Below are 23318 nucleotides of genomic sequence, written 5' to 3'. Positions count from 1 at the left end.
CCAACGGTCACAAAAAACCACATAAAAACATCACGTTAAGGTCAGTCGCGCCGACGCAATTCACTCTTGTAAACCGAATTACGAAACCGCTTTACTAAACCGGTTGTGCGTGCCTATGCTAAAGCCAGGAGGTATAGGGATGGCGACTATTCAGGATGTAGCAGCGGTGGCGCGCGTTTCCGCGACCACAGTTTCGCGCTACCTGAATCACCGACTTGATCTGCCGGACGAAACCGCCGGGCGGATCAATGCCGCCATCAAGCAGCTCAACTACCGTCCCAATGTCCTGGCCAAGCGCCTCAGCCTTGGCCGTTCAGAAGCGGTTGGTCTGCTCACACCCGATATCGGCAATCCGTTCTTTGCCGAGCTGGCCGCCGCTATCGAGGATGAAGCGGAACGGCAAGGCTATACCGTTTTTATGAACAGCACGGGTGGGCACCACAAGCGCGAAGTCGCCTTGTTGCAGCGCCTCGATGATCGGCATGTGGATGGCCTGATCGTCATGACCAACGGTCCCGACGACGGCACGCTGGCGCAGAACATCAATCAGCATGATGCGATCGTACTGATCGACGAAGACGTCCCCGGCGTCACCGTGCCCAAGGTGTTCGTGGAGAACCGTCGCGGCGGCTACCTGGCGACCAAATGCCTGCTGGATGCCGGTCACACGCGCATTGCCCATATCGGTGGCCCCGAAAACCTGTTCAGCGCCGTCGAGCGGCGTGACGGATATTGGGATGCCATGCGCGAGGCCGGTCTGGTGGCCGATCCGGCTCTGCTCCGTCAGGGCAGCTATTCCCGCGAATTCGGCAAGCTGGCGATGAACGAGCTTCTCGCCCAGCCCGAACGCCCCACCGCAGTTTTCGCTGGCAGTGATTTCATCGCTGTCGGTGTGCTTCAGGCCGCGCGCGAAGCCGGCCTGCAATTGCCGAGCGAGCTGTCGCTCGTCGGCTTCGACGACATGATGTTTGCCGATCTTCTGGCGCCCGCTCTGACCACTGTTCGCCAGCCTACGGCGGATCTGGGGCGAGCCGGTTTGGCTACGCTGCTGGCAATCATCAACAAGGAAACGCCTCCGGCGGTCACCCGTCTGCCCGTGACCCTGATCGAGCGGCAGTCGGTCTGTCCGCCGAAGGCGCAGTGAAGCAAGTGGAAGGAGAACCATAATGAACACGTTTACCAAGGCATTGACCGTCTCGGTCGCCCTGACCGGTCTGATGGCCGGCGCCGTGATGGCGCAGGACAGCGATTTCAGCGCCGTCTACGTCATGAGCGATAACCTCGGCGACATGGGCTTTAACGACAACGCCGCGACCGGTTTCAACCGCGCAGCCGAAGAGGGCGTCCGCGTCCGCATGCTGCAGGCATCGCCAACCGATCCGCAGCTGTGGCGCCAGAACCTGGAAGCCGTATCCAATTCGGGTGATTGGAGCGTGGTCTTCACCGGCCCCAACATGCACGACAACCTGGCTGCCGTTGCGCCGCAGAACCCAGACCAGAAGTATGTCTTCTTTGACGACGAGCTGGCTGAGCCAAATGTGCTCTCGGTCAAGTATGCGCAGAACGAAGGCTCCTATCTCGCTGGCGTTCTGGCGGCCATTGCTGCCACCGACACCGAGTCCTTCCCCCTGTCTTCGGGCGCGCCAAAGCTGGCCATCGTCGCAGGCATGGACCTGCCGATCATTCAGGACTTCATCGGCGGCTTCAAGCAGGGCGCAGCCAGCGTCGTGCCCGAGGTCGAAATCCAGGTGATCTTCATCGGCAACTTCAACGATGCCCCCAAGGCCTATGATCTGACCAAGACCGCCATCGAGAACGGCGCCAACGTCGTCTACAACGTGGCCGGTCCTGCAGGTCTGGGCATCCTCAAGGGCGCTGCCGACTCCAAGAAGTACGCCATTGGCGTGGACTCCGACCAGAACGCGCTGCACCCAGACTACGTGCTGGCTTCCATGCTCAAGCAGATCGGTAACTCGGTCTATGACTCGATCAACCAGATCAAGGCAGGCACGGCAGAGTTCGGCACGCTCAAGGTCTACGGCCTGGCCAATGACGGCGTGGCCCTCCTCTACAACGACGCGCTGGTTTCCAACGCGGTCAAGGCCCGGATCGATGCCGAAAAGGCAAAGGTCATCAGCGGCGAAGTTGAAGTGGTAACCGCTCTCTAAGCGACCACTTCTGTTGTGAGCGGGCGGAGACCCTCCCTCTTCGCCCGTTCGCGCAATGTGCAGGCCGCGCATGATTGCGGTGCCTGATGTCCCGTTGATTTTCCCTGCACGCTGTCGCCGGGGTGGCACGCAGCCATTGCTGGAGGGGTTGAATGACCGATCCTCAGAATATTCTTGAATTGAGCGGCATCGCCAAGACGTTTGGCGACAAGGTTGCCCTCAAGTCCATCGACCTGGCCGTGCGCCGGGGCGAAGTCCATGTGATCTGCGGCGAGAACGGCGCGGGCAAATCCACGCTGATGAATATTCTGGTGGGTATTCACAAGCCGAGCGGCGGTCAGATCCGCTTCAACGGCCAGCAGGTGCAGATTTCCGATCCCATCGCCGCCAGTCGTCTGGGCATCGGCATGGTGCATCAGCATTTTACCCTCGTGCCATCGATGAGTGTGGCCGAGAACCTGTTCCTTGGGCGTCATCCCAAGAAGTTCGGCCTGTTTTCCGATCGCCAGGCGATGGTGGATCGGGCCCGCGCGCTGATCGAGGCCTACAATTTCGGGCTCGATCCCCAGGCCGCTATTTCCAGTTTGTCGGTTGGTCAACGCCAGCGCGTCGAAATCCTGAAGGCCCTCGCCTTTGACGCGGAATTGCTGATCCTTGATGAGCCGACAGCAGTTCTGACACCTCCCGAGGTGGAAGAACTGCTCAAAATTATCGCCACGCTGCGCGAGCGCGGCCGCACCGTGCTGTTCATCACGCACAAGCTGCGCGAGGTGAAAGCCGTGTCCGACCGGGTGACCGTCATCCGTCATGGCGAGAGCGTGTCGATCCACAATACTGCCGATGTGAGCGAAGCTGACATTGCCCGCGATATGGTGGGGCGCGATGTGTTCCTCGTCGGCCGCAAGGGCGATGTCGAGCGCAGCTTCGGCGACGCCGTGCTCAAGCTCAATGGCGTCACCCGCACCAATGCGGCCGGTCGCCGTCTGCTCGATGCCGTCTCGCTGGAAGTGCGCGCCGGCGAAGTGCTCGGCATTGCCGGTGTCGATGGCAACGGCCAGACCGAACTGGCTGAAGTGATCGCCGGGCTCAGCACCATGCAGGCCGGCAATATCTGGTTTGACGGCGCCGATATCTCTGACATGACCGTCGCAGAACGGCAGGCGCTTGGTCTGGGTTTTGTGCCCGAAGATCGCCTCGATCGCGGCATCAGCAAGACCATGAGCGTTGCAGAAAACGTCGCGGCGACCAATTACGAGCGCGCCAATATCCTGCGCCGTGGTTTCGTCAGCAGCGCGCGGCTTGCCGAGTTTGCAGCCGAAAAGATCAAGGAATTCGACGTGCGCGGGGCCAAGCCCAAGACGCCGATCGGCACCTTGTCGGGCGGCAATATGCAGAAGGTGGTGATTGCCCGCGAACTCGAGCGTGAACCGCGCCTCCTGCTGGTCAGCCAGCCCACGCGCGGGCTCGATATCGGGGCTTCCGAATTCGTCTACGACCGCATTTTGGCTTCGGCCAATGCCGGGCGGGGCGTCCTGCTCATTTCCTCCGAACTGTCGGAAATCTTCGCACTCTCTGACCGCATCGCGGTGATCTATTCGGGCCGCATCATGGCCATTCTGGATCGTGCGGATGCCGACGAAGTCACTGTTGGTGCCCTGATGAATGGCGCCGGCAAAGAGGCCGCATAACCATGACCGCTTTCAACGATTTCCTGCGCGCCGTCCGCGCACCGCTCGGCGCTATCACGCTGACCCTGCTGCTGGGTTTCCTGCTGGTGATGATGATCACCGATCAGCCGGTTCTGGCCTATCGTGATCTGTTGCTCGCCAATTTTGACTCCTGGAGCAATTTTGGCCTGTTCCTCAACCGGGCCATGCCGCTGGCGCTGATTGCCATCGGCATCACCTTTGCCTTCCGCGCTGGCGTGTTCAATGTCGGTGGCGAGGGCCAGCTGTTTGCAGGCGCCATCACCACCACCATGCTGGGTGTGGCGCTGGCGGGTCTGCCGCCGGTTCTGCTGTTTCCCATCGTCATCATTGGCGGCATTGCCGCAGGTGCGTTCCTCGGCTGGATCCCCGGCGTGCTCAAGGTCAAGCTCGGCGTTGACGAGGTCGTCGTCACCCTGATGCTCAACACCATCGTGCTGCTGTTCACCTCCTATCTGGTCAACCAGGTCATTCGTGACACGGCGGCCTATGGTGCGGTTAGCCAATTGGTGCCGAAAGAGATCTGGTTGCCATCGCTGCCGGGCGTGCCCAAGGCGTCGAGCGGCATTCTGGCGGCTGTCGTTCTGGCGGTGGTGAGCTGGGTTGTGCTGTTCCGCACCAAATGGGGTGCAGAGCTGCGCGCCGCAGGCACCAATCTGCGCTATGCCGAGGCCATCGGCATTGCCGCTGGTCGCCGCGTCATTGGCGCCATGTTGGTGGCTGGTGGGTGTGCCGGTCTGGCCGGGGCGCTCTATGTGCTGGGCATTGGTCACCGGTTCGAACAGAATTTTTCGCCCGATTACGGCCTTGTCGCGCTCACCTGCGCGCTGCTGGCCCGCATCCATCCGATCGGCGCGCTGTTCACGGCCCTGTTCTATGCACTGATGCTGAATGGCGCTGCCTATATGCAGATTTCCACCGATGTGCCGCGTTCGCTGGTCGATCTTCTGACCGGTCTGCTCGTGCTCTTGATGACCGCTCGCGTCGTCATCTCTCGACGCAAAGCATAGGGGGCCACAATGGTACTCGAGTCCTTCCTTTCTTCGGTGCTGGAGCAAACCGCGCCGCTCCTGCTCGCGGCGCTGGCCGCGATGATCACCCAGCGCGCCAACATCCTCAACGTCGCTGTTGAGGGCATGATGCTGGTCGCCGCCTTTACCGCCATCGCTGTTGGTGGCGCGACGGGCAATATCTGGTTGGCGTTCTTTGCCGGCGTGCTGGCTTCCGTGCTGGCCTCGCAGCTGCTCTCGATCATGACGCTCAAGTTCAATGCCGACTTCGTCGTGGCCGGTCTTGGCATCAACCTGCTGGCTGGTGGCGCGACGCTGTTCATGCTTGAGCGCCTCTACAACAGCCCCGGTGGCCTGCGCCCCATCAGCTTCCCCGAACTCTGGCATGTGCCTGCGGGCTCGCTGGCTTTCCTGCCGGTCATCGGCCCGGTGTTCGAGGGACAAAGCATTGTCGTGCTGCTGGCGCTGCTGGCCGTGCCGCTGTGCTGGGTGTTTCTCTATCGTACTCCCGTGGGCAGCTATCTGCGCGCGGCGGGTGAAGATGAGCATGCCGCTCGCTCCGCCGGTATTCGCGTCGATCGCATGAAGGCGCTGGCCGTAACCATCAGCGGCCTGCTGTCGGGTCTTGCCGGCGTCCAGCTGGCGATGGACAAGCTGCAGTTCTTCTTGCCCGATATGACCGCCGGACGTGGCTTTATCGGTCTGGCCGCAACCCTGTTTGGCGGTGGTCAGCCGTGGATGACCGCTGCTGCGGCCTTCCTGTTCGGCATTTTCGGCGCGCTCGGCGATCGCCTGCAGGCCTTCGACATCCCATCCCAGTTCATCCTCATGCTGCCCTATGCGGCGGCGCTGCTGGGGCTGACCTTCGCACGCTGGCGCACCGTCATGCGCAATCGTCCTGCCAAGATTACGGAATAGACTATGACACTTCCTATCCTTCTTGATTGCGATCCCGGCAATGATGATGCTCTCGGCATTCTCGTGGCTGCCGGTCACGCCAATATCGCACTCAAGGCTGTGACCACGGGCGCCGGCCATCTGGCCGGTGACCGCACCGCGCGCAATGGCGCCATCACCCTGGCTGCCGCCAATCGTCCGGACGTTCCTGTCGCCAAGGGCGCCATGTTGCCGCTGGTGCGCGAGCGTCTGATCGCGGGTATTCTTGATCTCGACACCGCGCTCGATCCCGAGCGCCCCGAACTTCCTGCACGCGAACTCGATCCACGCCATTCGGCTGAGCTGATCGTCGATATGGTGTCCTCCGGAGCCGTCAGCACGGTCGTGACGACCGGGCCGCTTACCAACCTTGCGCTGGCCCTGCGCCGTGCCCCCGATATTGCCGCCAAGATCGACCGCGTGGTCATTCTGGGTGGCTCGCTCGGCCTTGGCAACAAGACCGCCGCTGCCGAATGGAACATCCTGTGCGATCCCGAAGCGGCTTCGATTGTTTTTGGCGCTGGTGCGCCGATCACGCTGATCCCGGTCGATGGCTCGGCTGATGTCGGCATCAGCCCCGAGCTCATCGCGCGCACCGAGGCCATTTCCGGCCCGATCGGGCAGTTTGCCGCCGAGCTGTTGCGCTCGCTGGTGACCACTTTCCGCCCGGGGGTATTTTCCCCGGCTTTCATGCCTCTGAATGACCCTATCGCAACTCTGGTTGCAGGTGATCCAAGCCTTGCCCGCACCGTTCCGGCGCGCGTCGATATCGAGCTGGCAGGCAAGCACACCTATGGTCGTTCGGTCGTCGATGTCGCCCTGCGCAATGGCCTTCCGGCCAATGCCGATGTGGTGCTGGGCCTCGATGCAACACGCGTCGAACAGGCCTTCATTGATGCGCTCACGCGCCTCGCCCATTCGTAAGTTTTCAATAAGGAGTATCGCTCGTGACAACGAAGCGCCGTGTTCTGATCGCCGGGGAATCCTGGTCTGTCCACTCGATCCACCAGAAGGGCTTCGATTCCTTCACCACCACCGAATACAATGAAGGCGTGCGCTGGCTGCGCGATGCGCTGGTTGCTGGCGGCTGGGAAGTCGACTTCCAGCCATCGCACGTTGCGGCGCGCGAGTTCCCGTTCGATGTGGAAAGCCTCTCGCAGTATGACAGCGTGATCCTCAGCGATATCGGTGCCAACACTCTGCTGCTACACCCCGATACCTTCACCAAGGGCAAGGCTTTGCCAAACCGTCTCGACGTCATCCGTGACTATGTCGAGCAGGGCGGCGGCTTCATCATGGTTGGTGGCTACCTGACGTTCCAAGGCATTGACGCCAAGGCGCGCTACAAGGACACCGCTATCGAGCAGATCCTGCCGATCACTATGCAGGCCGTGGACGACCGCGCTGAATACCCACAGGGCATCACGCCAACCGTTGACGATGCAAGCCACCCGATCGTGGCCGGCCTTGAAACCTCCTGGCCAGATCTTCTGGGTTACAACCGCTTTGCCGCGCGCGCAGAAGGCCAGTTGGTCGCCAGCGTTGGCAATGACCCACTGATCGTTGCCGGCACCTTCGGCAAGGGCCGCACCGTGGCCTTCGCATCCGATTGCGGCCCACACTGGGCTCCGCCGCCATTTGTGGATTGGGCTGGTTATGCCCCACTGTGGCAGCAGATGGTCAGCTGGTCCGCAGGAGAGTAAGCGTGGCAAGGCTCAACGTCATGCGCTGGGGAGACCCCAGCGCATCCAAGACGATGGTTGCACTGCATGGTATCACCGCCAATGGCGGCGCGATGACCGAGCTGGCGCGCCCGCTGGCCGAAAAGGGCTGGCAGGTGCTGGCTCCCGACATGCGCGGCCATGGCGAGAGCACAAGAGCCAATGGCGATTTCAGCTTTGACAGCCTTCTGGCTGACATGGCTGAATCGCTGCCAGCCGAATGCGATGTCCTGCTTGGGCATTCCTTCGGCGGCACGCTGGCCCAGCTGGGCGTGCTGCGCGGCATCTTCCGCCCGCGCGCCCTGCTACTCGAAGATCCCGTGTCACACTTTGCCGACAAGGCAACGCCCAAGGCCATGCTGGATTGGGACGAAGCCAATATCCCGCTGACCGTTGAGGGTATCCTCACGCTCAATCCGGGTTGGTCGGAACTGGATGCGGCCTGGAAGCTGCTCTCGCTCAAGCAGATCAGTTTTGATGATGCCCGTTCGGCATTTTCGGGCAATGCGCCATGGGATCTGCGTGACGATGCGGCCCGCTTTGTCGCCATGCTGCCCACGGTCTGGGTGCTGCCCGAGAACAGCCGGTTCGTTCCGGATGCTGACGTTGCCCGCCTGCGCCAGGAGGCTGGTGAAGAGGCTGTCGTCGTCGTTCCAGGCGTCGGCCATTCCATTCACCGTGACGCCACCGCGCGTTTCGTTGAGATTGTGGAACACCTGAGCAAGGGACGCTGACACCGATGAACGGCATCGACGATTTCGTTTTCCATCTGGGCGGCCATGAGCCCAACCGCACGGTTGAGCGCGGCCAGCCTTTCACCGTCTTCACCGAAGACTGCTTTGGCGGCGTGCTCGATAGCGTGGATGGCAAGCCACGCGAGCTTGCGCCCTTTCCGCGGGTCAATCCGCTTACCGGCCCCTTCGCCATTGATGGGGTGCGGGCAGGGGACGTCGTTGCCGTTCATCTCAAATCCCTGGTTCCCGCGCGGGACTGGGGCGTTGCGACCATCTCGCCCAATTTCGGCGTGCTGTCGGGAACGCGCCTGGCGCCGAACCTGCAGCCCGAACAGGATGAGCATGTCTGGATCTGGCGCTTCACCGAAGACGGCCAGTTTCTGACAACCCCCACCACCGACGGGCGGGGTGAGCTCAAGACATCCTACCGCCCCTTCCACGGCACGCTCGGGGTTGCCCCGGCCAATGGCGAAGTCCGGCTCTGCGTCGTGCCGGGTGACTTTGGCGGCAATCTAGACCTTCCCGATCTGGGGCCGGGCGCCACGCTGTATCTGCGCGCCAATGTCGATGGGGCCCATCTCTATATCGGCGATGGCCATTTCGCGCAGGGTGACGGCGAGATTTCGGGCACGGCCATCGAGGGGGCATTCAACACGACCCTGGTGGTGGATCGCTGCGCGGCCGATGCCGCCTTCGATTGGCCACGGCTGGAGACGGACAGCCATATCGGCGTCATCGGGGCAACTCGTCCGGTCGACGATGCGGCGCGCATCGCGCTCAATGGCCTCATCCGCTGGGTTGTCGAAGCCACCGGGCTTGCCCTGGCTGACGCCCATCAACTAGTCAGCCAGTCCTGCACGTTGCGCATCGGCAATCTGGTCAATCCATCCTTCACCGTCATAGCCATGCTGCCCAAATCGGCACTGGGCGACGTCACCGTGATGGATGGTCTGCACGCAAAACTGTCGAAGGCCTGACCCAAACAACGCCCCGGCCGCACGCCCTGTTCCGACACGGCGTGCGACCCATTTTCCGGCCCCTGCAGCGGTTTTCGCGCCCTGGCCGCGCTGGTTTTGCAGCAATTTTCCTCGATACACGAATTTATCTCGACCAGTCCGCTGCCACGTAAGTGCGGGTGGCGACTGCGGTTTTTCGCGCGCGCCACGCCTCGACTTATCCTTCGTCGCAATTGACGCCAAAATCAAAATGGTCTAGTGGATCGGTGGTTGGACCAGTTGGTTTCTGGTCTGACTGACGCGCCGAATGGCAGTGGTCGTGACGCCGAAATGATATCGCGCACGATCCTCTCCATTCCCCGGCGCAGGGTGCCGCAGCTTGTCGCGCGGGGCCCACGAGGAGCAGGAGGATTTGCCGTGAGTGATGGTGTGGCGCCAGCTGGGCGCAGCGAGCAGGAGATCGGCGCATTGTCGCGGATCGATCAGGGAACCGTGCTGGGCGCGCTGGCCATTCCCAAGCGCGGGCAGGTTTTCGATCTGGGGCTCGAGATCAATTCGGGCATTCCGCACAATCCTGATTTCGTGCGCTTTGCCCTGGCCTTCACCCATACGCCCGAGGGCACTGGCGCTGCGGGTCCCTTCCAGTTTGCCGTTGAGTCTACCTTTGGCGCGCAGCATATCGGCACCCATATCGATGCCTTCGTGCATGTGCAGCATCAGGACCGCATCTATGGTGGCCACAAGGCCGCAGAGTCCCGCACCGATCAAGGCTGGACGCGCCACGGCATGGAAACCGTGCTGCCCATCGTCAGCCGCGCGGTGATCCTCGATATTGCCAAGCTCAAGGGCCTTGGCCGTCTGCCCGACCTCTATGAGGTCACCATTGCCGATCTCGAGGCCGAACTGGCTCGCACCGGTCAGACCATTCGCGCGGGCGATGTGGTGCTGATCCGCACCGGCAAGATTCAGGATTTCGGCGACGAGGCGGCCTTCCAGGCAGCCGAGCCTGGTGTGGGCCGCGCCGCTGCCTTGTGGCTGCACGATCAGGGTATGGCCGTGCTGGGCACCGATACCACCGGCACCGAGCCGCTGCCCTTCCCCGATCCCGCCTCCACCACCCATGTCGCCATGCTGGTCGATCGGGGTGTGCATCTGATCGAGAACGTCAATCTCGAAGAGGTCTCGGCGGCCAATGTGTCCGAGGGGCTGTTTGTGGCGCTGCCGCTCAAGCTGACCGGGGCCACCGGCTCCTGGTTGCGTCCCGTCCTCATCGTCTAGGCGTCGTTTCAGCCTTTCAAACACCAGTCCGGCTGGCCTTGCAGCCAGAGTAACCGCCTTCAAATTCAGGATGCCGACAATGGATAATGTGACGACTGCCTCCGAGGGAGCGGTGCCGCGTCAGCGCCGGAGGCTGGGCTTTGATGAGCTGGGCATTCTGGTTGCCGTGGTGCTGTTCATGGTCATTGGCAGCCTCACCAGCCCCTATTTCCTGACGGTCAACAACCTCGCCAGCGTGCTGCAAAACATCACGTTCCTCGGCTTTTTGTGCGTTGGCGTTGGCCTGGTGCTGATGGCGGGGGAGATCGATATTTCGGTCGGCTCGATCTTTGGCCTGGCCTCGGTCGTTACCGCATTGATGCTCAAGAATGACTTCCCGCTGGTCCTCGCCATTGGCGGTGGTCTGGCGACGGGCCTCATCTGTGGGCTGATCAACGGCATTCTGGCTCAGGCCATCAAGGTGCCGGCGGTGGTGATCACGCTGGCGACGCTGGGTGTGTATCGCGCCGTTGCGCTGGCGCTGGCCAATGGCTCGCCGGTCGGCGGTCTGCCCGCGCTGCCCGAGTTCTTTGACTGGTTTGGTCAGGGCGGCATCGGGCCCATCTCGTTCATCACCATCCTGTTCCTCGTCGTTGCCGTGATTGCCGAAGTTGTGCTGCGCTGGACCTCGTCGGGCTATCGCCTGCTCGCCATCGGCAGCCATCCTCATGCCGCAACGCTGATCGGGTTCCGCGTCGAGCGCACCCGCGTTCTGGTGCTAGCCTTTTCCGGCCTCGTTGCGGGTCTTTCGGGTGTCTGCTCAGTGGCCTATCTCAACACGGCTGGCCCCACGGGCGGCACCGGTTATGAGCTGAGTGCGCTGGCTGCGACCATCATTGGTGGCGTGGGCCTCAGCGGAGGTCGCGGTTCGATCGTCGGCGTGCTGCTCGGCCTCTGCGTCATCGGCATCATTCAAAATCTCATCGTGTTGTGGGGCGTGTCGCCGAACTGGACGCAGGGCGTGTCCGGCCTCGTGCTGATCGCCGCGATGACCCTGACCTGGCTGACCAGGCGCAATGAAGGGCGTGCCCATTAAGGGCCGCGACAAGTTCGGGGCAAAAGCCTGAAAACGATCAAAAGGGAGAAGAACTATGACGTCATCGGAGAAGTCCGGCATGGACCGGCGCCAGTTTGCACGGCTCTTGGGCCTTGCAGGTGCGGCAGGCATCGCCACCGCAGCAGGTACCCAGGTTGCGCGCGCTGAAGACGCGCCCGAGTGGAAGACCTGGCGCGACAGCTATTACGACAAGCCCATCAAGATGGCCGTGTCCTGCGCTGGCACCACCAATCCGTTCTTTGCACCGCTCAAGGCAGGCGCCGAGGACGCCGGCAAGCAGCTGGGCATCGAAGTGCTGTGGACCGGCGTGCCAGATGGCAACACCGTCAACCAGATCTCCCAGTTCCAGCAGCTGGTGAACACCGGCTATTCGGTGATCGTGGTGATCCTGTTTGAACCCGATGCCTGGATCGCGCCGATCAAGAAGGCCATGGAGGCCGGCGTTCTGGTGCTGACCGCCAATAACGATTCCCCCGATAGCGCGCGTGAGCTGTATTTCGGTCAGGATCTCGTTGGCGCCGCCGAAGTGCAGGGGCAGCTGCTGGCCAAGCTCGCGGGCGGCAAGGGCAAGGTCGCCATGACCAATTGCGCTCCCGGCTCGCTCGGTCTTGACCAGCGCGTGCAGGGTGCCCGTCTCGGCACTGCCGCCGGTGGTCTCGAAGACGTTGGCGTCTACAATACCAACCCAGCCGACATGGCCAGCGAAATCGCCACCATGCAGGATATCCTGCGCGCCACGCCAGATCTGGCGGCCATCATGCCGCTTTGCGGTCCTGATACGGCGGCGGCAGGTCTGGTGCGCAAGAGCTCGGGTCATTCCCTGCCAATCGTGGGCACGGACATGCTGTACCAGACGCTTGAGCTGATCCGTGATGGCTATGTCGACGCCACCGTCGGTCAGCAGCCTTACATGCAGGGCTACATGCCCATCATGTACGGCTTCCAGCGTGTGGTGCTCGGCGCGCCCAAGCTCGATCTGCCGGGCGGCAACTATTACCTCGCCAATGAGATCGTCACCAAGGACAACGTCGAGACGTTCCTCATTCGCGAAGAACGGTTCCGCGGCTAAGCATGACACAGGCATCACCACTTCTGGCCGTACAGAACGTCTCCAAGAGCTTTGGCGCGTTCCGGGCTCTCGATGACGTCTCCCTGTCCATTGCGGCAGGGGAAGTGCACGGCCTGTTGGGGGCCAATGGTGCCGGCAAGTCGACTTTGATCGGCGTGCTATCCGGGGCTCACGCTCCGGATAGCGGCTCCGTCGCGGTGGCCGGAACAGCCATCAAGGGTGGTTCTCTCCAGGCGGCGCGCAAGGCGGGCCTGGCGGTGGTGCATCAGGAATTGATGATGTTCCCTGATCGCTCGGTGGAGGAAAACATCTTCGCCAGCGTTCTGCCCGCAGCCCCGTTTGCCTTCGTGCCATGGAAGGATCGTCGGCAGCGCGTCGAGGCGGTGCTGGATCGGCTTGGGGCCCATATCGATGTGCGGCGGCGTGTCGGCGACCTGCCGCTGTCGCAGCAGCAGATCGTTGAAATCGCCCGCGCGCTCTGCTCAGGCGGGCGTGTGCTGGTGCTCGACGAGCCAACTTCCTCGCTGTCCCAGCCCGAGGCCGAGGGCCTGTTCGAAGCCATCCGTTCCATCGTGGCCAAGGATGCGGCGGTGATCTTTGTCTCGCACCGGCTCGATGAGGTGTTCAAGCTCACCGACCGCATTACCGTGCTGCGCGATGGCCGGGTCGAAGGTCGTTGGGCGACGGCGGACACCGACATTGCCGCCGTGACCGAGGCCATGGTCGGGCAATATGCCCAGCACCGGGTCAATGCCAATGCGGCCCCGCTCAAGGCGCCGGTGGCGCTCACGCTGCGGGGCTCGGCGCCGGGCGTCCGAGACCTCGATCTGTCCCTGCGACAGGGCGAGGTCGTGGGGCTGGCCGGGCTCGAAGGCTCGGGTGTCTCCACGGTGATGGAAATGCTTGGCGGTGTCGTGCCGGTGGATGGTTCAGTCGATCTGGGCGGCACAGCCCTGCGCCTCCGCCATCCCATCGACGCCATTCGCGCTGGGATCGTCTACATGCCGCCCGATCGCAAAAAGGGTGGCCTGTGGCTGGATCGCTCGGTCAGCGACAATATCGCGACGGCTGCCGTCGGGCGTATGCGGCCGTTTTCCTGGCTGCGCAAAAGCACGCTGGATGGCATCGCCGAAAAGCGTCTCGAAGAGGTGGGTGTGCGCACCAATGCGCTGTATGAGCGGGTCGGCAGGCTGTCGGGGGGCAACCAGCAGCGCGTCCTGCTGGGGCGCAACCTTGAATCCCGCCCGCGTATTCTGCTGCTCAGCGATTTTACGCGCGGTGTCGACGTCAAGGCCAAGGCAGCAATCCATCAGCTGGTGCGCACGCTGGCCAATGAGGGCATCACTGTCTGCCTCAGCTCGTCCGATCTTGAGGAATTGCTCGATGTTGCTGACCGTGTGGTCTGCTTCCGCGCAGGCAGGGTGGTGGCGGATGGTCCAAGCACCGGTTTCAACAAGCTCAGCCTTCTCGGCACCGTATCGGGCGTCGCCGCGGCCTGATCCATCGTCGAAGGGTTGCTGGGCCGCCGGGAAACCGGCGGCCTTTTGCGTTTCAGCAGTCGCAACCGTAGTGCTTGTGCTTGGACATTTTGCCGATGCCGGCATTGAAGCTGTTGGTCGGATCGGTGCTTTTGAAAAAAGCCTGATGTTCGGGCTTGGCGGCGTAGACATGGCCGACATTGTGCTCAGCGGGATATTCCGCGCCGCGCCCATCGAGCAAAGCCAGCATATCGGCCTTGAAGGCCTTCAGGTCCGTGCCCTTGCGCACCAGATAATCCTGATGGAAGACGTGGCAGAAGAAGTGCCCGTAATAGAGCTTGGTCTCGCAGCTTCTGGCCAGTGGCTCGGGCAGCTCTTCCAGCCAGTCGCGGGCATTGCGGGGCAGGGCGATATCGAGCGCTACCATGTCTTCGACGGTGTTTTCATGCATGATGGCGTAGCGGATGGCCGCGCCCGCCGCCGCAAAGCGCAGCAGAAACGCCTTGCGCCCTTCCTCTGGTGTCGCCGCGAACCAGTCGGCCCCGCCGTTCTGGTCGGTCGGCAGGCTTGTGAGATAGGCTTTCACCGCATCGGCGGAACCCGCCGAGACCTTGAGCAGCAGATGATGCTCGTAGCGGTCGCGATATTCCATCAGCCGCTTGGGCACGATTTCGGGCCAGAGGCGCGAAGCGTGCTGCACCACTTTGTCGAGCAGATTGCTCGGCAGCAACGGCACCTTGGCGAGCAGCGCATCGATGCGCCCCTTGAGGGTGAAAAAGCGCGGCATGACGCCGGTGCCGAAGGTGTTGATCAGGACGAACGTGTCCTTGCCGTAGATGCGGGCAATGTCGAAGGCGTCGCGGTGCATGTACTCGGCGGCAATGGGCAATTGCTCAGATTCTGCCAGGAGGTGACGCCGCAGATCGGTGAGGACCGAAGGGGTATTGGTGCCGATGTAGAACACCTGATCCTTGCCGTCCTGCGGGAAGGTGTCGAGGCGCACAGCAAAAATCGCCAGCTTGCCCGCGCTGCCCGATGCGCCCGACAGGCGTCGTGGATCGGCATTAAAGCGCGCAGGGCTCGCCTCATCGATCTGACGCACGCGTTCGCTATAGTCGCCATCGCTGGCGCGGCGCGTGCTCGCGGCCACATCCGCTGGTGTGTAATCGCCCCGATCCAGCCGCCCGAGGATTTCTTCTGGCGTGGTGCCCAGATTGATATCGAGCTCGTTGACCAGCGACAGCACCCCATTGGCGTCGACCTGGGCGTAGAGCGCCAGTTCGGTAAAGGCGGGGCCGCGCTGGATCAGCGAGCCGCCGGAATTGTTGGAAATGCCGCCAATGATCGAGGCGCCGATGCAGGACGAACCGATCACCGAATGGGGCTGGCGGCCAAGCGGGCGCAGCAGATCTTCCAGTCGATACAGGGTTCCACCGGGCAGGCTCAGCACCTGCTTGCCCTCGTCGAGCAGGTCGATGCGGTCCATGCGCAGCGTGTTGATGATCACCACCGGGCGGTCATAGTCGTCGCCACTGGGGGTGGAGCCTTCGGTCAGCCCGGTATTGGCCGCCTGCATGATGACGATGACATCGGCCGCGACGCAGGCCTTCAGCACCTGCCACATTTCCAGCAGCGAGCCGGGCAGCACCACGGCCAGCGCCGCGCCTTCGCCGCTGCGGAACCCCTTGCGGTAGCGCTCGGTGCGCAGGGCTGTGGTCAGCACGTGTCTGGAGCCGACCGCGCGGGTCAGTTCGGTCAATAGCTGGGTCGAGGCATCTGCGGCGGCAGCAGGCATGGGATTCACTTCCGATAGGCAAGGGCGGCACTTGTTTAGGTGATGTTGGCTGCGCCGGGCAATGGCTGGCTTGGGTGCGGACCCTGCCGATTGCCTGGTTTCGGCACAATTGGACATTCGGCCAGAGCCCGCCACCGCATCCGATCCACCATTGACCGGCTTCATTGCGTTGCGTATTGGTTTAGTGGTTGGACCACTGGTGGTCTAGAGGAATTTGGTGGCGCTGGCGGACATCCGATCAGCGCAGCCGCGCAGCAAACATGTCATCGCTAAGGTCTGTCATGAAAATCACCTCCATTGAGCCGTTCATCCTGCATGTGCCGGTCAACGTGCCGTCGATCTCGGATTCCACCCACACCATCACTCATTGGGGCGTGGTCGGCGTCAAAATCGGCACCGACAATGGCCTGTTCGGCTATGGCTATACCGGCACCCATGCCCACCTCGAGACCGACCGCCTGGTGACGGCCTGCATCGACAAGTCCTATGGCCCGCTGCTGATGGGCGAGGATGCGCAGGACGGTGACCGGCTGTGGCAGAAGCTGGCGCGCTACCCCGCCATTCAGTGGGTTGGCCGCGCTGGCGTCACCCATATCGCGCTCTCGGCAATCGACATTGCGCTGTGGGATCTGCGCGCCAAGGCCGCCAACCTGCCGCTGTGGAAGCTTCTGGGCGGCGCCACGTCCGAAAAGCTCGAAGCCTATAATACCGATATCGGTTGGCTCTCTGTGCCCAAGGACAAGCTGATCGACGGCTGCAAGCGCGCCATCGAAGTCGATGGCTTCCAGCGCCTCAAGATCAAGGTTGGCCATGCCAATCCAATGGTCGATATCGAGCGCTTCGAGGCCGTGCGCAAGGCCGTTGGCCCCAATGTCACCATTGCCATCGACGCCAATGGCAAGTGGGATCTGCCGACCGCGCAGCGCTTCTGTGCCCGGGCCGAGCCGCTGGACGTGTTCTGGCTGGAAGAGCCGATGTGGTATGACGATATTGCGTCCCACGCCACGCTGGCGCAGTCCACCAGCATTCCGATTGCGCTGGGCGAGCAGGTCTACACGGCTGAGACCTTCAACAGCTTCATGGATGCCAAGGCCGTGCAATATGTGCAGCCCGACGTGACCCGCGTTGCCGGTATCACCGAATATATCCAGGTTGCCCACAGCGCCCATGCCCGCCGCCTGCCTGTCGTTGCCCATGTCGGCGATATGGGCCAGGTGCATGTGCATCTGTCCTACTGGCATCCCGGCACGACGATGCTGGAATACATTCCATGGATCAAGGATTGCTTTGTCGAGCCGATCAAGGTCGAGGGCGGCCATTATGTGCGCCCCGAACTGCCCGGCGCCGGCACCACACTGACCGAAAGCGCCATAGCGTCCTTCAGCCAGCGTTGCTAAGCACAGATCTGGCGGCCGACCTGTGAGGCCGCCAGAACCACAAAGCGGGAGGGGACCCTGATGCGGCGCATTGATACACATATGCATTTCTGGACGCTGGCGATGGAGCGCAGTTATGCGCTGTGGATGTCGCCCGAGCAGGCCGTGCTCTATCGCGATTATGGTCCGGCCGATGCGCAGCCCCTGATGGACGCCAATGGCGTCGACGGTTGCGTGCTGGTCGCCGCCGGCTCGACCCCCGAAGAGCTTGGCTATCTCCTCGGTCTGGCCAATGGCCATGATTTCATCAAGGGTGTGGTCGGCTGGGTCGATATGGTTGGCCCTGACATTGCCCGCGATCTCGCCCAATGGGCGCGTAATCCGCGCCTCAAGGGCATTCGTCCCTATCTGCAGGACCTGAGCGACGATGCCTGGATCCTGCGTCCCGATCTTGATCCCACCATTCGCCAGATGCTCGATCTGGGCCTGCGCTTCGACGTGCTGATCAAGCCGCGCCACATCCTCAATACTGTCCGCTTCGTCGAACGCTATCCAGACCTGCCCGTCATTGTCGATCACATGGCCAAGCCGATGATCAACAGGGGCGAGCATGCCAGCTGGGCGCGCGACATGGAGCAATTCCGCTCCCTCAGCCACGTCCATTGCAAGCTTTCCGGCATCCTGACCGAAGATGGTCCCGATTGGACGCTTGCGCGTGTCATGCCCTATCTCGAAACCATCATCGATATTTTCGGGCCAGACCGGCTGGTGTTCGGCAGCGATTGGCCCGTGGTCAATCTGGTTGCCGATTACGGCAAGTGGATCGGTGTCGTCACCGAGGCGCTTAAGGCTCTGCCCGCAGCCGATCAGCAAAAGATCTGGGCAAGCAATGCCGAGCGTTTCTACGGCCTCTAGCCGTGGTTGAACCATTGGCCAATTGATCGGGCCCAAGAATATGCGATGTCCTCTGCTGCAATGCCCAAGAGGCTGGCGGTTCGGCGTCGTACCGCAAATCGTATTGTGTTGGAGACACGCATGGCTGACCTGAACGGAAAAATCGTCCTCATCACCGCCGCGGCCCAGGGCATTGGCCGCGCCTCGGTCGACGCCTTTGTCGCCGCTGGCGCCAAGGTGATCGCGACCGATATCAATGCGGCAAAGCTGGCCGAGCTCGATGGTCTGCCCAATGTGACGACGCGTATCCTCGATGTGCTGTCGGCCGATGCGGTCAAGCAGGCCGTGGCCGAAATCGGCCGCATTGATGTGCTGTTCAACTGCGCTGGCGTGGTTCACTCAGGCAATGTGCTGGAAATGAGCGATAAGGATCTCGATTTCGCACTCGACCTCAACGTCAAGGCGCAGATCCGCACCATTCAGGCCATCCTGCCGCAAATGCTGGAGCGCAAGGACGGCGCCATCGTCAATATGGCCACCGTCGCTTCCTCCATCAAAGGCGTGCCTAACCGCGCCGCCTATTCGATTTCCAAGGCTGCGGTGATCGGGCTGACCAAGTCGATTGCCTCGGACTTCACCACCTCCAATATCCGCGTCAACGCCATCTGCCCGGGCACGGTGGATTCCCCATCACTGCACGAGCGCTGGCACGCCACCGGCGACTTTGAAGGTGCCCAGAAGGCGTTCATCGCGCGTCAGCCGATTGGCCGTATCGCGCGTCCAGAGGAAGTTGCCGATCTTGCGGTTTATCTCGCCGGCGCCACTTACACCACCGGTCAGGTGCACATCATCGACGGCGGCTGGACCGCCTGACGAACGCTGTCGCCGGTTAGCCGATATCGGTCTTGCCGGCGACAAACGCCGCCAGCACCGCATCAATGTGGTGCTGCATGGTCTTTGCCGCGCGGGCGCTGTCGCGCTGGGCAATCGCATCGAAAATCTCGGCGTGCTCCGCCTGCGTGTCGGCGGCGCGCTCGGGCTTCATCAGCAGGCTTTCGAACCGCTCAAACAGCGGCGTATCGCGATAGTCCCATAGCTTTTGCACCATGATTTCATAGGCGGCATTGCCGCTGGCACGGGCGATCTCGAGGTGAAATCCCCGGTCGCCCTGGCGATAGGTGCGATCCTTGGGCGTGTCGCCCTGCGCCTGCAAGGCCATGGCCCGCTGCATGGCTTCAAGATGGGCCTCGCTGCGGTTGGTCGCGGCTTTGGCGGCAATGCGCGGCTCGATCAGTCGGCGTGCTTCCATCGCCTGAATGGGGCCGACATCACCCGGCACCGGCAGGGGAAACTCCTGCACCTGCGGCAGGATCTGTACGCCGTGGCCGGGACGAATGGTGACCTTGCCCGCCACTTCCAGCGCAATCATCGCCTCGCGTACCGAGGTGCGGCTGACGCCCAATTGCCCCGCCAGCGCCCGCTCAGCCGGCAGAAAGCTGCCCACGGGAAACAGGCCCTGCGCAATCCGCTCGGTCAGCAGCGTCGCGATCTGCCGATAGAGCCGCACGGGCTCGATAACAGGCAGACGCGCTGCGCTTGGATCAGGAGGGGACATGAAGCTCGGACCTGCACTGGTTCATCACTAGCCTATCGTATAAGGCAAGTGGACTAGTGGTCTAGCCAGTACGCGCGTGCAGACCAGAGCGGAGCACTTGGCCACAGCTTTTGTTAGGCGCGGTCGCCTTTAACGAAGGAGCTAAGCACGGCTTCAACATGCATGCGCATGGCTTTGCCCGCTTCGGCGGCGTCGCCGGCGGCAATGGCTGCGTAGATGATGTCGTGTTCGTTCGCCGTTTTGCCCAGGCGATCCGAGCCGACCAGCAGGTTTTCAAAGCGCTCGAACAGGGGCTTGGTGCGATATTCCCAGAGCTTGGACACCAGCACTTCAAACGCGGCATTGCCACTGGCGCGGGCGATTTCGACATGGAAGTCGCGGTCGCCCTGACGGTAGGCATCGACGGTCCAGGTTGCGGCGCTGTTTTGCAGCTTGATGGCCGCCTGCATGTTTTCAAGGTTTTGCTGGGTGTGGTTGGCAGCAGCCAGTTCGGCAATGCGCGGCTCGATCAGGCGGCGCGCCTCCAGCACCTGAATGGGGCCGATATCGACATCGGGCGGGGTGGTGGGCGCAGCCAGGTCGGGGCCCGCCAGCACCTGCACGCCATGGCCCTGGCGGATGGCTACCCGGCCATTGACCTCCAGCGCAATCAGCGCCTCGCGCACCGATGTCCGGCTGACACCCAGTTGCTCGGCCAGTTCGCGCTCGGCAGGCAAGAACGTGCCGACCGGGAACAGACCCTGATTGATGCGCGTCTCCAGCAGTTCGGCGATGCGGCGATAAAGGCGGGTCGACTCAAGCTGGGGTAAACGCGCGCCGAGCTGGGGTTTGCGTGCTGAATTTGCCGGTGCCACGTTTTTCCTAACCCTGCCGATTGCGGACGATAACCGCTCCAAGACTTGCCTTTATATATAGGCCAGCGGCAGGTCGATCAATCAAGCGGACGAAATGGCCGATTGCGGTGGCCCGCTTTTAGGCTGCATGGACGCGATGGCAGGCGACGCCTCCGGTTGTCATCGGGCGCAGCACCGGCTCCTCAACCCGACACCGATCAATCGCCAGAGGACAGCGCGGTGCGAAGGCGCAGCCTGTCTGAGGGATCGCCGCCATCGGTGCGGTTGGCGCCAGATCACCATTGGCAGCCTTCGCCAGGAGCTGCGAATAGGGGTGGCGGGCTTGAGCTGTGAGCGCCGAGCCCTCCACGATCTCAACCACTGATCCCGCATAGAGCACCACAATGCGATGCGCGAAATTGCGCGTGGCGGAGAGATCATGGGTGATGAACAGGGCGGCATAGCCCCGCCGCGTCTGCGTCTCCCGCAACACCTCTAACACCTGGTTCTGCGTATCGGCGTCGAGCGCGCTCAGCGGCTCGTCGAGCACAATAAAGCCGGGGTCGGCAATCAGCGCGCGGGCAATCGAAACGCGCTGGCGCTGTCCACCAGAAAGTTCACCGGGATAGCGGGTCAGCAAGTCTGGCGCCAGCCCGACTGCTTCCATCGCCTGCCGTGCCTTGGCCAGCCGCTCGGCCTTGCCGAGCTTGCGTCCGCGCCCCAATGGCTCCAGCAGCGAACTCGCCACGCGCAGGCGTGGATTGAGCGCCCAGTCGGCATTTTGCAGCACCACGGCGACACTGCCCGGGCGCACCTTGTTCGCCGCAATGCCCTGAATACGCGCCGTTCCGGACGTGGGGCGCAGCGTCCCCAACAGCAACCGCGCCAGCGTAGTCTTGCCCGATCCGCTCTCGCCCACCACAGCCAGCACTTCGCCTTGTCTGATGGTGAGGTCGATATCGCGCAGCGCCAGCCGCGCCGGGGTCCGTCCCCGTCCGGCAAAGGCAACGCTGACGCGCGCCAGCTCTGCCGCTACGGGCACTTGCTGATCGGCTGTTATGGTCGGAGCAGATGGCACGTCGCGGTGATCCAGCTTCAGCAGTCGCCGCGAATATTCATGTTCCGGCGCAGCGAACACCGCTGCCGTAACGCCCTGTTCCACCAGCGCGCCACGATACATCACCCCGACACGATCAGCGATTTTGGCGATGGAACGCAGGTCGTGGCTCAGTAGCAAAATGGCGGTGCCGTCGCTGGCGCGCCGCTCTATCAGCAAGGCCAGAATTTCGGCGGTCAGCGAGGCGTCCAGCGCCGAGGTCGGTTCATCGACGATCAGCAGCTTGGGCCGCCGCGCCAGCGCCATTGCAACACCCACGCGCTGCGCCATGCCGCCCGACAGTTGATGGGGAAAGCGGCTGGCCACACTGGCCGGATCGGCAATCCGCACCGCATCGAGCGCCGCATGCACGCGCTCAGGCGCACCACCCAGCAACAGGCCCAGCTGCTTGCCGACCCGCATGGTCGGATCAAGGCTGGTGATCGGGTTCTGGAACACATAGGCCAGCTCGCGCGCGCGCAGGGCCCGCAATTTCGCCGGTGTCGCCCCCAGCACATCCTCGCCCGCCAGCGTGATTTTGCCGGTAGCATAGTCCGCCGACTGCGGCAGCAGCCGCGCGATGGATTTGGCCAGCGTGGTCTTGCCCGAGCCGCTTTCGCCGACCAGCGCATAGACTTCGCCCGGCGCAATCGCGAGCGTCACGTCGTTCACCGCAGGTGTTGTAGCGCCGCCATAGCGAATGGTGAGGCTATCAATCTCAAGCACAGCCATCACGCGATCCCCTGCTGTTCGATGGGGTCGATGGCGTGGCGCAGCCCGTCCGAGAGCAGGTTGATGGCGATGACGATGAGTGTCAGCACCAGCCCCGGCAACAGCACCAGCCAGGGCGCAATGGCGATGAACGGCGTGCCGGTGAAGAGGAGCGAGCCGAGCGAGGCGGCCGGTGGCTGCATCCCCATGCCCAAAAAGCTCAGTGTGCTTTCGATCAGCATGCCGACCGACAGCGCATAGGCAAACTGCACGGTCAGCGGCCCGATGATATTGCCCAGCAGGTGCACAAAGACCACGCGCAGCGGGCTCGCCCCGCTCAGCCGCGCCACGGTGACGAAATCGCGCCGCGCCACGCTCAGCGCCGCTGAGCGCACGATGCGCAGGAACAGCGGCAGCGAGATCATCACGATCGCCGCAACCGAGGCCAGCCAGCCCGGCCCGACAATGGCGGCCACCAGCACGGCCATCAGCATGGGCGGCAGCGCAAACAGCACATCGGCAATCCGCATCACCCCCTGATCGATCAGCCCGCCGCGATAGGCGGCAAACAGCGCCAGCGGCGTTGCCACCACCATGGTCAAGGCAATGGCGAGCGCGCTGAGAATGCAGGTCGATTGAATGGCCTGCAGCACGCGCGGCAGATTGGAGCGGCCAAGCTGGTCGGTGCCGAACGGGAATAGCCATGAGGGCGGCGACAGCCGTGGCCCGGCCGCCACCTTGGCCGGATCGCCCAGCGGCAGGATGGGCGTCAACAGGCTCAGCGCCACCAGCACAACCAAAATAATCCCGCCGATCAGAATGCGGCGGTCGAGCTGCAACATCCGC

At 62.8% G+C, this 23318-nt stretch carries 21 protein-coding genes; 16 read left to right on the top strand and 5 right to left on the bottom strand.

Going from position 1 to position 23318, the window contains the following annotated elements; genetic code table 11:
* The first annotated feature begins 139 nt into the window (after nt 1–139).
* From WH87_RS15490 to WH87_RS15430, 13 genes are all read left to right on the top strand, one after another.
* Nucleotides 140–1144: a LacI family DNA-binding transcriptional regulator gene (locus WH87_RS15490; RefSeq protein ID WP_156458253.1), complete on the top strand. Its 1005-nt coding sequence runs from the start codon at nt 140–142 to the stop codon at nt 1142–1144.
* A gap of 22 nt (nt 1145–1166) precedes the next feature.
* Complete coding sequence (locus tag WH87_RS15485) at nt 1167–2168, top strand: BMP family lipoprotein (RefSeq protein WP_046140688.1); 1002 nt, start codon at nt 1167–1169, stop codon at nt 2166–2168.
* 152 nt (nt 2169–2320) lie between these two features.
* A complete protein-coding gene (locus WH87_RS15480) occupies nt 2321–3856 on the top strand; it encodes an ABC transporter ATP-binding protein (RefSeq protein ID WP_046140689.1) in 1536 nt (511 codons plus the stop codon).
* Between the two features lie 2 nt (nt 3857–3858).
* Nucleotides 3859–4884 carry an ABC transporter permease gene (locus WH87_RS15475; protein ID WP_046140690.1) on the top strand — a complete coding sequence of 342 codons (1026 nt, stop codon included), beginning with the start codon at nt 3859–3861 and terminating at the stop codon, nt 4882–4884.
* A 9-nt stretch (nt 4885–4893) separates the two neighbouring features.
* Complete coding sequence (locus WH87_RS15470; protein WP_046140691.1) at nt 4894–5802, top strand: ABC transporter permease; 909 nt, start codon at nt 4894–4896, stop codon at nt 5800–5802.
* Between the two features lie 3 nt (nt 5803–5805).
* A complete protein-coding gene (locus tag WH87_RS15465) occupies nt 5806–6744 on the top strand; it encodes a nucleoside hydrolase (protein ID WP_046140692.1) in 939 nt (312 codons plus the stop codon).
* Between the two features lie 23 nt (nt 6745–6767).
* Nucleotides 6768–7523: a glutamine amidotransferase gene (locus tag WH87_RS15460; RefSeq protein ID WP_046140693.1), complete on the top strand. Its 756-nt coding sequence runs from the start codon at nt 6768–6770 to the stop codon at nt 7521–7523.
* A gap of 2 nt (nt 7524–7525) precedes the next feature.
* Entirely contained in the window at nt 7526–8275 is a 750-nt protein-coding gene (locus WH87_RS15455; protein ID WP_082092736.1) for an alpha/beta fold hydrolase, read from the top strand.
* Nucleotides 8276–8280: 5 nt separating this feature from the next.
* A complete protein-coding gene (locus WH87_RS15450; protein ID WP_046140695.1) occupies nt 8281–9252 on the top strand; it encodes an acetamidase/formamidase family protein in 972 nt (323 codons plus the stop codon).
* A gap of 396 nt (nt 9253–9648) precedes the next feature.
* A complete protein-coding gene (locus WH87_RS15445) occupies nt 9649–10509 on the top strand; it encodes a cyclase family protein (protein ID WP_197410827.1) in 861 nt (286 codons plus the stop codon).
* A gap of 79 nt (nt 10510–10588) precedes the next feature.
* Nucleotides 10589–11584, top strand: coding sequence for an ABC transporter permease (locus WH87_RS15440; protein WP_052726651.1), 996 nt, complete (start codon nt 10589–10591; stop codon nt 11582–11584).
* A 55-nt stretch (nt 11585–11639) separates the two neighbouring features.
* Complete coding sequence (locus WH87_RS15435) at nt 11640–12674, top strand: sugar ABC transporter substrate-binding protein (RefSeq protein WP_082092734.1); 1035 nt, start codon at nt 11640–11642, stop codon at nt 12672–12674.
* Nucleotides 12675–12676: 2 nt separating this feature from the next.
* A complete protein-coding gene (locus WH87_RS15430; RefSeq protein ID WP_046140698.1) occupies nt 12677–14173 on the top strand; it encodes a sugar ABC transporter ATP-binding protein in 1497 nt (498 codons plus the stop codon).
* Between the two features lie 52 nt (nt 14174–14225).
* Here WH87_RS15430 and dld read toward each other — a convergent pair whose 3' ends face one another.
* The gene (dld, locus tag WH87_RS15425; RefSeq protein WP_046140699.1) at nt 14226–15947 is read right to left on the bottom strand and encodes a D-lactate dehydrogenase; all 1722 of its coding nucleotides are present in this window, start codon (nt 15945–15947) and stop codon (nt 14226–14228) included.
* A 281-nt stretch (nt 15948–16228) separates the two neighbouring features.
* Here dld and WH87_RS15420 point away from each other — a divergent pair, with 281 nt between their 5' ends.
* The 3 genes from WH87_RS15420 to WH87_RS15410 all read left to right on the top strand — a co-directional run bounded on the left by WH87_RS15420 (nt 16229) and on the right by WH87_RS15410 (nt 19090).
* Nucleotides 16229–17344 carry a mandelate racemase/muconate lactonizing enzyme family protein gene (locus tag WH87_RS15420; RefSeq protein ID WP_046140700.1) on the top strand — a complete coding sequence of 372 codons (1116 nt, stop codon included), beginning with the start codon at nt 16229–16231 and terminating at the stop codon, nt 17342–17344.
* Between the two features lie 60 nt (nt 17345–17404).
* Nucleotides 17405–18238, top strand: coding sequence for an amidohydrolase family protein (locus WH87_RS15415; RefSeq protein WP_046140701.1), 834 nt, complete (start codon nt 17405–17407; stop codon nt 18236–18238).
* A 120-nt stretch (nt 18239–18358) separates the two neighbouring features.
* Nucleotides 18359–19090 (top strand): SDR family oxidoreductase, encoded by a 732-nt coding sequence (locus WH87_RS15410; RefSeq protein WP_046139016.1) that lies wholly within the window; start codon nt 18359–18361, stop codon nt 19088–19090.
* A 16-nt stretch (nt 19091–19106) separates the two neighbouring features.
* Here the strand turns inward: WH87_RS15410 and WH87_RS15405 are convergent, their stop codons facing one another.
* From WH87_RS15405 to WH87_RS15390, 4 genes are all read right to left on the bottom strand, one after another.
* Nucleotides 19107–19832 carry a FadR/GntR family transcriptional regulator gene (locus WH87_RS15405; RefSeq protein ID WP_052726652.1) on the bottom strand — a complete coding sequence of 242 codons (726 nt, stop codon included), beginning with the start codon at nt 19830–19832 and terminating at the stop codon, nt 19107–19109.
* Nucleotides 19833–19945: 113 nt separating this feature from the next.
* Nucleotides 19946–20686, bottom strand: coding sequence for a FadR/GntR family transcriptional regulator (locus WH87_RS15400; RefSeq protein WP_046140702.1), 741 nt, complete (start codon nt 20684–20686; stop codon nt 19946–19948).
* 118 nt (nt 20687–20804) lie between these two features.
* Entirely contained in the window at nt 20805–22493 is a 1689-nt protein-coding gene (locus WH87_RS15395; RefSeq protein WP_052726653.1) for an ATP-binding cassette domain-containing protein, read from the bottom strand.
* Complete coding sequence (locus WH87_RS15390; RefSeq protein ID WP_197410826.1) at nt 22493–23314, bottom strand: ABC transporter permease; 822 nt, start codon at nt 23312–23314, stop codon at nt 22493–22495. The genes WH87_RS15395 and WH87_RS15390 overlap by 1 nt, the downstream gene beginning before the upstream one ends.
* Between the last annotated feature and the right edge of the window lie 4 nt (nt 23315–23318).

It is taken from the genome of Devosia epidermidihirudinis (genome assembly GCF_000971295.1).
Lineage (GTDB): Bacteria > Pseudomonadota > Alphaproteobacteria > Rhizobiales > Devosiaceae > Devosia > Devosia epidermidihirudinis.
The sequence above is the reverse complement of the archived record's forward strand: the minus strand, read 5'-3'. Positions and strand labels throughout refer to the sequence as shown.

Bases quoted from the DNA above. Each gene is read 5' to 3' on its own strand.
- WH87_RS15490 (WP_156458253.1), top strand. From the start codon at position 140: ATGGCGACTATTCAGGATGTAGCAGCGGTGGCGCGCGTTTCCGCGACC.
- WH87_RS15485 (WP_046140688.1), top strand. From the start codon at position 1,167: ATGAACACGTTTACCAAGGCATTGACCGTCTCGGTCGCCCTGACCGGT.
- WH87_RS15480 (WP_046140689.1), top strand. From the start codon at position 2,321: ATGACCGATCCTCAGAATATTCTTGAATTGAGCGGCATCGCCAAGACG.
- WH87_RS15475 (WP_046140690.1), top strand. From the start codon at position 3,859: ATGACCGCTTTCAACGATTTCCTGCGCGCCGTCCGCGCACCGCTCGGC.
- WH87_RS15470 (WP_046140691.1), top strand. From the start codon at position 4,894: ATGGTACTCGAGTCCTTCCTTTCTTCGGTGCTGGAGCAAACCGCGCCG.
- WH87_RS15465 (WP_046140692.1), top strand. From the start codon at position 5,806: ATGACACTTCCTATCCTTCTTGATTGCGATCCCGGCAATGATGATGCT.
- WH87_RS15450 (WP_046140695.1), top strand. From the start codon at position 8,281: ATGAACGGCATCGACGATTTCGTTTTCCATCTGGGCGGCCATGAGCCC.
- WH87_RS15440 (WP_052726651.1), top strand. From the start codon at position 10,589: ATGGATAATGTGACGACTGCCTCCGAGGGAGCGGTGCCGCGTCAGCGC.
- WH87_RS15435 (WP_082092734.1), top strand. From the start codon at position 11,640: ATGACGTCATCGGAGAAGTCCGGCATGGACCGGCGCCAGTTTGCACGG.
- WH87_RS15430 (WP_046140698.1), top strand. From the start codon at position 12,677: ATGACACAGGCATCACCACTTCTGGCCGTACAGAACGTCTCCAAGAGC.
- dld (WP_046140699.1), bottom strand. From the start codon at position 15,947: ATGCCTGCTGCCGCCGCAGATGCCTCGACCCAGCTATTGACCGAACTG.
- WH87_RS15420 (WP_046140700.1), top strand. From the start codon at position 16,229: ATGAAAATCACCTCCATTGAGCCGTTCATCCTGCATGTGCCGGTCAAC.
- WH87_RS15415 (WP_046140701.1), top strand. From the start codon at position 17,405: ATGCGGCGCATTGATACACATATGCATTTCTGGACGCTGGCGATGGAG.
- WH87_RS15410 (WP_046139016.1), top strand. From the start codon at position 18,359: ATGGCTGACCTGAACGGAAAAATCGTCCTCATCACCGCCGCGGCCCAG.
- WH87_RS15405 (WP_052726652.1), bottom strand. From the start codon at position 19,832: ATGTCCCCTCCTGATCCAAGCGCAGCGCGTCTGCCTGTTATCGAGCCC.
- WH87_RS15395 (WP_052726653.1), bottom strand. From the start codon at position 22,493: ATGGCTGTGCTTGAGATTGATAGCCTCACCATTCGCTATGGCGGCGCT.
- WH87_RS15390 (WP_197410826.1), bottom strand. From the start codon at position 23,314: ATGTTGCAGCTCGACCGCCGCATTCTGATCGGCGGGATTATTTTGGTT.